The organism is Paracraurococcus lichenis (assembly GCF_030657435.1).
Classification (GTDB): Bacteria; Pseudomonadota; Alphaproteobacteria; order Acetobacterales; family Acetobacteraceae; genus Paracraurococcus; species Paracraurococcus lichenis.
In genome coordinates this window covers 153,274-161,459 of sequence record NZ_JAUTWS010000015.1, presented here as the reverse complement: position 1 = coordinate 161,459, position 8,186 = coordinate 153,274, and the positions used below count along the sequence as shown (strand labels likewise).

General features: G+C 70.4%; 6 protein-coding genes. 4 read left to right on the top strand and 2 right to left on the bottom strand.

What is annotated here, in order from left to right; all coding sequences use genetic code 11:
* The first annotated feature begins 519 nt into the window (after positions 1–519).
* Positions 520–2,400: a sulfatase-like hydrolase/transferase gene (locus Q7A36_RS17410; protein WP_305104995.1), complete on the top strand. Its 1,881-nt coding sequence runs from the start codon at positions 520–522 to the stop codon at positions 2,398–2,400.
* A gap of 18 nt (positions 2,401–2,418) precedes the next feature.
* On the opposite strand, the gene Q7A36_RS17405 is transcribed toward Q7A36_RS17410, so the two are convergent.
* Positions 2,419–3,939, bottom strand: a complete 1,521-nt coding sequence (locus tag Q7A36_RS17405) for a DHA2 family efflux MFS transporter permease subunit (protein WP_305104994.1) — start codon at positions 3,937–3,939, stop codon at positions 2,419–2,421.
* 106 nt (positions 3,940–4,045) lie between these two features.
* Here Q7A36_RS17405 and Q7A36_RS17400 point away from each other — a divergent pair, with 106 nt between their 5' ends.
* A complete protein-coding gene (locus Q7A36_RS17400; RefSeq protein WP_305104993.1) occupies positions 4,046–4,528 on the top strand; it encodes a MarR family winged helix-turn-helix transcriptional regulator in 483 nt (160 codons plus the stop codon).
* Positions 4,525–5,640 (top strand): HlyD family secretion protein, encoded by a 1,116-nt coding sequence (locus tag Q7A36_RS17395; RefSeq protein ID WP_305104992.1) that lies wholly within the window; start codon positions 4,525–4,527, stop codon positions 5,638–5,640. The genes Q7A36_RS17400 and Q7A36_RS17395 overlap by 4 nt, the downstream gene beginning before the upstream one ends.
* A gap of 274 nt (positions 5,641–5,914) precedes the next feature.
* On the opposite strand, the gene Q7A36_RS17390 is transcribed toward Q7A36_RS17395, so the two are convergent.
* Positions 5,915–6,733 (bottom strand): DUF3466 family protein, encoded by an 819-nt coding sequence (locus Q7A36_RS17390; RefSeq protein WP_305104991.1) that lies wholly within the window; start codon positions 6,731–6,733, stop codon positions 5,915–5,917.
* Positions 6,734–7,058: 325 nt separating this feature from the next.
* Here Q7A36_RS17390 and Q7A36_RS17385 point away from each other — a divergent pair, with 325 nt between their 5' ends.
* On the top strand, positions 7,059–8,126 hold the full coding sequence (locus tag Q7A36_RS17385) for a zinc-binding metallopeptidase family protein (RefSeq protein WP_305104990.1): 1,068 nt from the start codon (positions 7,059–7,061) through the stop codon (positions 8,124–8,126).
* Positions 8,127–8,186: the final 60 nt, after the last annotated feature.

Sequence of the window (8,186 nt, the reverse complement as noted above, 5' to 3'; positions counted from 1 at the left end):
CAGCCTCGCCGACCTTCGGGCGCGCGGGTTTCCCCTCGGGCCCGCTCGCTCCGATCCGGGACCGGGCGGCGTCGGACCGAGGGTGATGCCAGGTGCAGGCCAGGACTGACCGGCAGAGGCAGGCTTTCATGCCGTCTCGAACAGCGGTGCCCCGGATCCGTCCGGCTCGTCTCCGGGCTTGCTGTCCTGCCGTCCTCCCGGACAGCTACCGGGGCCGAGGCATCGCTGAATCGTGAGTTATTCGAACAAAGAATATTCTCGGCGAACCGACGCCAAAGCGTAAGGTTCGCCCCGAACCAGCCCTGTTCCATTCCAGCCCCTGCCGCCTTCCATCGGTGCGCTTCGCCGGGCATGGCCATGCCTCGGGCACCCGGGCGTCACCGCGCCCCGGGGCGGATGCGGACCTACCGGGATGGTTCGACGTCAGCCTTCGCCGTGGACGGCGCGGGGTGGGTTCGCGCCGCGCGGCCGCCGATCCCGACGCATGCCCGGCCCATGCCATATTTGGGAGGATCGGATATGGACCGCAGGAAATTCCTGAAATCGGCCGGCGTCGCGGCCGGCGGCGCGCTGGCCGCGGAAGGGCTGGCGCCGCATCCTGCCGCCGCCACCGAAGGCGGGCCGGTGCCGGGGCCGCAGCCCAATATCCTGTTCATCCTGGTGGACGAGCTGCGCTACCCCTGCGTCTTCCCCGAAGGCGTCACCGACGCCGGGCAGTTCCTCGCCCGCTTCATGCCCAATGTCTACAGGCTCTGGCAGAAGGGGGTGAAGTTCGGCAGCCATTACACCGCCGCCTCGGCCTGCTCGCCGGCGCGCGGCGTGCTGATCTCGGGCCTCTACAGCCAGCAGTCCTGGCTGCTGCAGACCATCAAGAACAGCTTCATCGGCAATGCCTCCCCCACCCCGCCGCTGAACCCGGCCTATCCGACCTATGGCAAGCTCCTGCGCCGCGCCGGCTACAGCACGCCCTATATCGGCAAGTGGCATGCCTCGATCCCGACGAAGCGGCCGACGCGATTGGAGATCTACGGCTTCGAGGGGCTGACCTATCCGGACCCCGATGGCTCCAACCTGCAGGGCACGGTGGGCGACCCGCCGAACGGCTACCTCAATGACCAGAACATCACGGATCAGGCGGTGGAGTACCTGTCGGCGCGGCGCCCGGGGGAGCAGCCCTGGTGCCTGACGGTCGGGCTGGTGAACCCGCACGACCAGCAATTCTTCTGGGCCGGCACGGAATTCCAGACCTACAACGCCATGTTCCCGGATGGCACCTCGCCGCAGCCGATCCTGAAATACTCGACGCCGGACGATCCGCCTGATGTGCCCTGGGACGCCAACCCGCTGAAGACGGTGCCGCCGACCGGCATGCCGGTGCTGCCGCGGAACTGGGAATCCGGCGGGCAGCTCCAGGCCAACAAGCCCAGCCTGCAGTATTTCGCCCGCACCTTCTCCGCCGCCGTCTGGGGCGGCGTGGCGGACGAGCCGCGGCAGACCGGCTTCTCCATGCAGAACTATCCCGGGCTGGCCGGCACCGCGATCGGCCTCGCGCCCTTCCGTTACTGGCAGCGCGCCCTCGACAGCTACAACCAGGTCATGTCGATCGTCGACCAGCGGATCGGCGAGATCCTCGCCGCCCTGCCGCATGACGTCGCCGAGAACACGGTGATCATCTTCGGCTCCGACCACGGCGAATATGCCGGCGCGCATGGCTTCGTCGCCGGCAAAGTGGGCAGCGGCTACGAGGAGCCCTTCCACATCCCGCTCATCGTGGTCGACCCGAGCCACCGCTTCACCGGCGAGGTGGAGACGATCCGCACCGGCCTCACCTCCTCCGTCGACATGCTGACCTTCCTGGTCGGCCTCGGCAATCTCGGCAGCCGGGACTGGATGACCGGACAGCTCCAGCAGATCTATGGCGGCCGGCACGACATGCTGGCGATGCTCCGCTCGACCCGGGCGCCGGGGCGGGACCATGTGCTGATCGCCACCGACGAGCTCGTGCCCGGCTTCTACAATTTCAACGACGCACCGCTGCATGTGCTGGGCATCCGCACGCCGGACAGCAAGCTGGTGACCTATGCCAAGTGGAACCCGGTGACCGGCGCCATCAGGCCGGAGACGCTGCAGACCGAGTTCTACGACTACGGCACGCCGGACGGGCTGCTGGAGCTGACCAGCACGCCGGACGACCCGCGCGCCGCGGCCCTGCAGAGCCTGCTGTTCGACCGGCTCTACGAGGAGGAATTCCGCGCGCCGCTGCCGGGGGCGCTCGGCGCGGCGCAGACCGTCTCGAAGGATCTCTACCTGCTGCTGCAGGCGGCGCTGATGAACCTGCCGGCCGATGGCTTCACCGGGGCCGACCTGCGCCGGCTGCTCAGCTTCGGCGGGGCGTTCTGAACCGGGCGCGGGTGGCGGTCAGCCCGCCGCCGCCCGCGGCCTGCCCTTCGCCAGCAGCACGAAGAGGATGGCGACCGCCGAGGCCGCCATGCTGAGCCCGAAGGCATTGAGGTAGCCGATCATCGCGGCCTGCCGGTCGATCTCCCGCGACAGCCGCGCCAGGCCCTGCAGCGTCTCCGTGCTCCAGCCGCCCATGACCTGCGGCAGCGAGAGCGGCTCGGCATAGGGCGTCACCTGCTCCGTCATCCGCGCGTAGTTCCGGGTCTGCGACCGCACGATCTCCGTCACGCTGAGGGAGATGAAGAGGCTCGAGCCGAGGTTGCGCAGGAGGTGGAAGACCGACATCGCCTCCGCCGTCGCGCCCGGGTCGAGCGTGCGGAAGGTCAGCACCGTCAGCGGCACCCAGATGATGCCGACCGCGACGCCCTGCAGCACGGCGTTCAGCAGCAGCGTGTCCACGTCCACGTTGAGGTCGAGGCGCATCAGCCAGAGGCCGGAGACGACCAGCAGGCCGAAGCCGGCCGACATGCCGACCCTGGGGTCGAAGCGGCCGATCAGCAGGGTGCTGCCGAAGCCGAGCACGCCGCCGATGCCGCGATAGCCGACGATCTGGCCGATGATGCTGTCGGGATAGCCGGCATGGGATTGCAGCAGGGTCGGCAGCAGGACGATGGGGGTGAAGTTCACCATGCCGTAGATCGTCACCAGCACCAGGCCGAGGGCGTAGTTGCGGTCGAGCAGCAGGCGGAGGTTCAGGAATGGCCGCGCCGTGGTCAGCGAATGCGCGAGGAAGACCCAGAAGGCGAGCGCCGCGACGAGGCACTCCGCGACGATCTCCGGGCTCTCCAGCCAGTCCAGCCGCTGGCCGCGGGAAAAGACGAGTTGCAGGCAGGCGATGCAGGTGGCGAGCGCGAGGAAGCCGGTCCAGTCCATCGGCACCCGCGCCCCCTTCCGGTCCGGCGGCAGCACCGCCCAGAGCGCGAGGGCGGCCAGCGCCCCGGCCGGGACGATCATGAAGAAGGCCCAGCGCCAGTTGTAGGCCTCGGCCAGCATGCCGCCGAAGACCGGGCCGATCACCGGGCCCAGCACCACCGTCATGCCGAAGATGGAGCTGACCATGCCGCGCTGCCGGACGGGGAAGCTGTCCAGCACCGTGGCATTGGCCAGGGGTATCATCGGCGCACCGATGCCGCCCTGCAGGACGCGCCAGAGGACCAGCGCCTCCAGGCTCTCCGCCTGGCCGCAGAGCCAGGTGGCGAGGGTCGAGCCGATGACGCTGGCCAGCATCACCCGCCGCCGGCCGAAGCGGGCCGCGAGGAAGCCGCTGGTCGGCGTGGCGATGGCGGTCGCCAGGATGTTGAAGGTGGTGGTCCAGGCGATCTCGTCCGGCGTCGCCGCCATGCTGCCCTGCATCTGCGGCAGCAGGGTGGAGGCGACCAGCAGGGTGGTGGCGTAGAGGGTCGAGCCCATGACCACCGCCGCCAGGATCAGGATCCGGCGGAGGACGGGCTGTTCGAAGCTCTCCGGCGGCTCGGCCATCGCGCGCGGGCGGTCCCGTCCTTGTAACCTTGACGAAAGTGTGCCGGATGATGATGACTTGAGCAACAAACGAGGCGAAGCCCCGTGCCGCGTCCAGGAAGCGCCCGTGCCGAGCACCGATGACCGCCGCCATATCGGCTTCCTGATCGCCGATGTGGCGCGGCTGATGCGCGCCTCCTTCGACCGGCGGGTGCGGCGGATCGGGCTGACCCGGTCGCAATGGCTGGTGCTCAGCCGGCTGCACCGGCACCCCGGTATCAGCCAGTCCGAGCTCGCCGAGATGCTGGAGGTGGAGCGGGCGACCGCCGGCCGGATGGTCGACCGGATGGAGCGCCGCGGCTGGCTGGTCCGCCGCCCCGACCCGGCGGACCGGCGCGTCAACCGGCTCCACCTGACGGAGGAGGCCGAGCGGGTCCAGACCGAGATGGGCCTGATCGCCGAGCGGTTCCTCGACGACGCCCTGGCCGAGCTGGAGGAGGCCGAGCGCGCCGCGCTGACCGGGATGCTGGAGCGGGTGAAGGCGACGGTGCTGGCGATGGGCGCGCGTCGGCCGGCGGAGGCGGAGCGGCGTCCGGGGGCGGCGCCATGAGCGGGCCGCGCCCCCTCCCCCGCCGGCTGCTGCGCCTGGTCCTGCTGGCCGGCGTGCCGCTGCTGGCGCTGGCCGCCGCGGCGGTGGTCTGGCAGCGCGGCGGCCGCTACGTCACCGCCGAGAATGCCTATGTGAAGGCCGATATCGTCCAGGTCGCGCCGGAGGTCGCCGGGCGGGTGCTGGAGGTGGCGGTGCGCGACCATGCCCGGGTGCAGGCGGGCGAGGTGCTGATCCGCCTCGACCCCGAACCCTATCGCCTGGTCCTGCAGAAGGCCGAGGCGGAGCTGGCCGCCGCCCGCAGCGCGGTGGAGACTGCCCGCGCCACCTACCGCGAGACCGAGAGCGAGCTGGGCGAGCTGCAGAGCCGCGCAGAATTCCTCGCCCGCCAGGCGCGGCGGCAGCAGGACCTGGCGCAGCGCGGCGTGGCCCCGGCCGCGAAGCTGGAGGAGGCGCTGAGCGATGCCGAGGTGGCGAAGGAGCGGATCAACGTGGTCCGCCAGCGCCTGACCCGGCTGCTGGCGACCCTGCAGGGCGACCCGGGCCTGCCGGTGGAGGAGCACCCGACGGTGCGGCAGCGGATCGCCGAGCGCGACCAAGCGCTGCTCGACCTGCGGCGGACGGTGGTGGCGGCGCCGGTCGGCGGCACCATCGTCAACATGCGGCTGCAGCGCGGCGAGCAGGTGAAGGCGGCGACGCCGGTCTTCGCCCTGGTCTCGGAGCGCCGCCCCTGGGTGGAGGCGAACCTGAAGGAGACGACGCTGACCCATGTCGGCGTCGGGCAGCGGGTGGATGTGGTGCTGGACCTCTACCCGGACGTGACCTGGACCGGCGTGGTGGAGAGCATCAGCCCGGCGACGGGGGCGGAGTTCGCCATCCTCCCGCCGCAGAATGCCTCGGGCAATTGGGTGAAGGTGGTGCAGCGGCTGCCGGTGCGGATCCGGTTGCAGCCCTTCCCGGGGGAGCCGCCGCTGCGGGCGGGGATCACGGCGACGGTGGCGATCGACACGGGGCGGCAGCGGCGCCTCGAGGATGTGGCGGCGGCGGTCGCGGGGTGGCTGCGCGGCAGCGCGAGTGCGGCGGCGGGCCGGGAGACGCTGGAGGCGAACCGGTAGGGCCTGGCCGGCGGCCGGGCATGCGGGGCCGCCGGGGCAAGGCCGGAGAGGAGCTTCGGACCTGGAACGGGCCGGGAAGGCCGCCTCGCCGCGACCTGTTCCGTCATCGCGCCGCCCCGAGGAGACCAGCCCGCTCGAGGGCGGACCGCAGCCGCCGCCGCCCCGGGCGGCGCCGGCACCGTCCGCCCGCATCCGTCCGGTGCCGGGCGATCCGGAACGCAGGCCGGGCCCGATGCGGCGACACCACCGGTCAGCGCGTCACGCCATCCGGCGGTCAGGTCCACAGAAACTCCCCATGTGCGGGGCTCGCGACATAGGGGACGAGGGCACTGAGTTCGGCCGTGCCGACGATCTGGCCCCGGTCATTGATGCCGTTCGCGCCGTTGAGCGTGAGATCCGCCGAGGTCACCTGGCTGAATCGGCCGGGCTCGTAGACATACACATCGAACCCCGCGCCGTCGGATGCATCGATGACGACCTGGCCCCGGTCGTTGATCCCCGTGGCGACGGCATAGGTGGAGCCGGGAGGATCGATCGTGACGAAGTTGCCGTGGTCGTCGATGAAGGCATGGCTCGTGAAGTCGCCCGCGATATAGGTTCCGGCCATCTCGCCCCGGTTGTTGATGCCGAAGACCTGGGTCTGCCGGGCGCCGGGGTAGTCCACGGCGACGAAGTCGCCGTTCCTCTCGACGAAGCCATGCGTCGAGCCGTCGTCGCTCGACACGCTCCATCCGGCAATCTGGTGCCTGTCGTTGATCGATGCCGGGAAGGTCAGGCGGGCCCCCGGCGCATCGAGGGTGCTGAACACGCCCGCATGGTCGATGTAGCCATGCTCCTCGTTGTCGGGGGTCGTGTAGGTTCCGACGATGATGCCACGGTCATTGATCGCATAGGCAGTCGTGGCTTTCGCGCCGTCGACATCGAAGCTGTCGACCTGGCCCGCGCGGTCGACGAAGCCATGCTCGCCGTTCGGATCGAAATAGAAGCCGACCACGGTGCCGAGGTTGTTGATCCCCCGCGCGAGGACGCCGCGTGCACCCTCCACGGCGATGGTTTCGACGGAATAGCTGCAGGAGTCATTGCCCGACGACATAGCGCCATTACTCCCAGGTATCGGCACCGTATTGAGGCGGTGCCGGAGCACGCAGGATGTCCGGGACGGCTGGCGGCATGATGCACCGGTTTCGGGCTGCACGATCATGAAATCCGGGCGCGGATGTCACCGGGGGTCGCTGCCCCCTGGGCGCGGCCTCCGAGGGGCCTGAGGTGCCTGAGGGCCGTGCCGCCCTGCCCGGTGCGAGGACCGCGTTCCGGCCGACAGTCGCCCTCCCACGTCTCGCACCTGCGAAACTTCCCCCTGCCCCGCGCGTCCTGCGCAGGACGGCGCCGCTGGCGCCTGCCGTCCTCCGGGGGCACCGATGCGACTCTTCCGCTGCCAGGCCTGCGACCAGGTCCTCTATTTCGAGAACACCCGCTGCGAGAAGTCCGGCAACGTCCTCGGCTTCCTGCCGGAGATCGGGCTGCTCTCGGCGCTCGAACCCGCGCAGGGCGATCTCTGGCAGCCGCTGGTGCGGCCGGACCGGCAGCAGGCCTTCTGCGCCAATGCCGCTTGGCAGGCCTGCAACTGGATGGTCCCGTCGGAGGAGGAGGGCGGCTTCTGCCTGGCCTGCCGGCACAACCGCACCATCCCGGACCTCAACATCGCCGCCAACCTGCCGCCCTGGCGCAAGTGGCAGGATGCGATCCACCGGCTGATCTACACGCTGCGCCGGCTCCGCCTGCCGCTGAAGACGCGGGCCGAGGACCCGGAGCATGGCCTGACCTTCGACGTCATGGCCGATCCGGTCGATGGCGGGCCGAAGGTCATGACCGGGCATGACAACGGCGTCATCACCTTCGCCCTGGCCGAGGCCGACGATGCCGAGCGCGAGGCCCGCCGCGCCGCCATGGGCGAGCCCTTCCGCACCCTGCTCGGCCATGTCCGGCACGAGACGGGGCATCATTTCTGGGACCTGCTGGTGCGCGACGGCGGCAAGCTGGAGGCCTGCCGCGCCGTCTTCGGCGACGACAGCCAGGACTACGGCGCGGCGCTGCAGCGCCACTACAACGAGGGCCCGCCGCCCGACTGGCAGAACGCCTATGTCAGCACCTATGCCACCGCCCATCCCTGGGAGGATTTCGCCGAGACCTGGGCGCATTACCTCCATATCGTGGACACGCTGGAGATGGCGGCCTCCTTCGGGCTGAAGGTCGCGCCCAAGGTGGCACGCACCGACGACCTCGATGCCGAGATCGACTTCGACCCCTACAAAGTCGAGAGCATCCAGACCCTGGTGGAGGCTTGGCTGCCGCTGACCTTCGCGGTGAACAGCCTGAACCGCTGCATGGGCTCGGCCGACCTCTACCCCTTCGTCCTCTCGCCGCCGGCCATCAGGAAGCTCGGCTTCGTGCACGACCTGATCCGCGGGGTGCGCGCCGCGGCTTAACCGCGCCGCAAGCAGGGCGCGGCTAGCGTCCCGGCGGATCCCGGGGCGGAGAGACTTTGG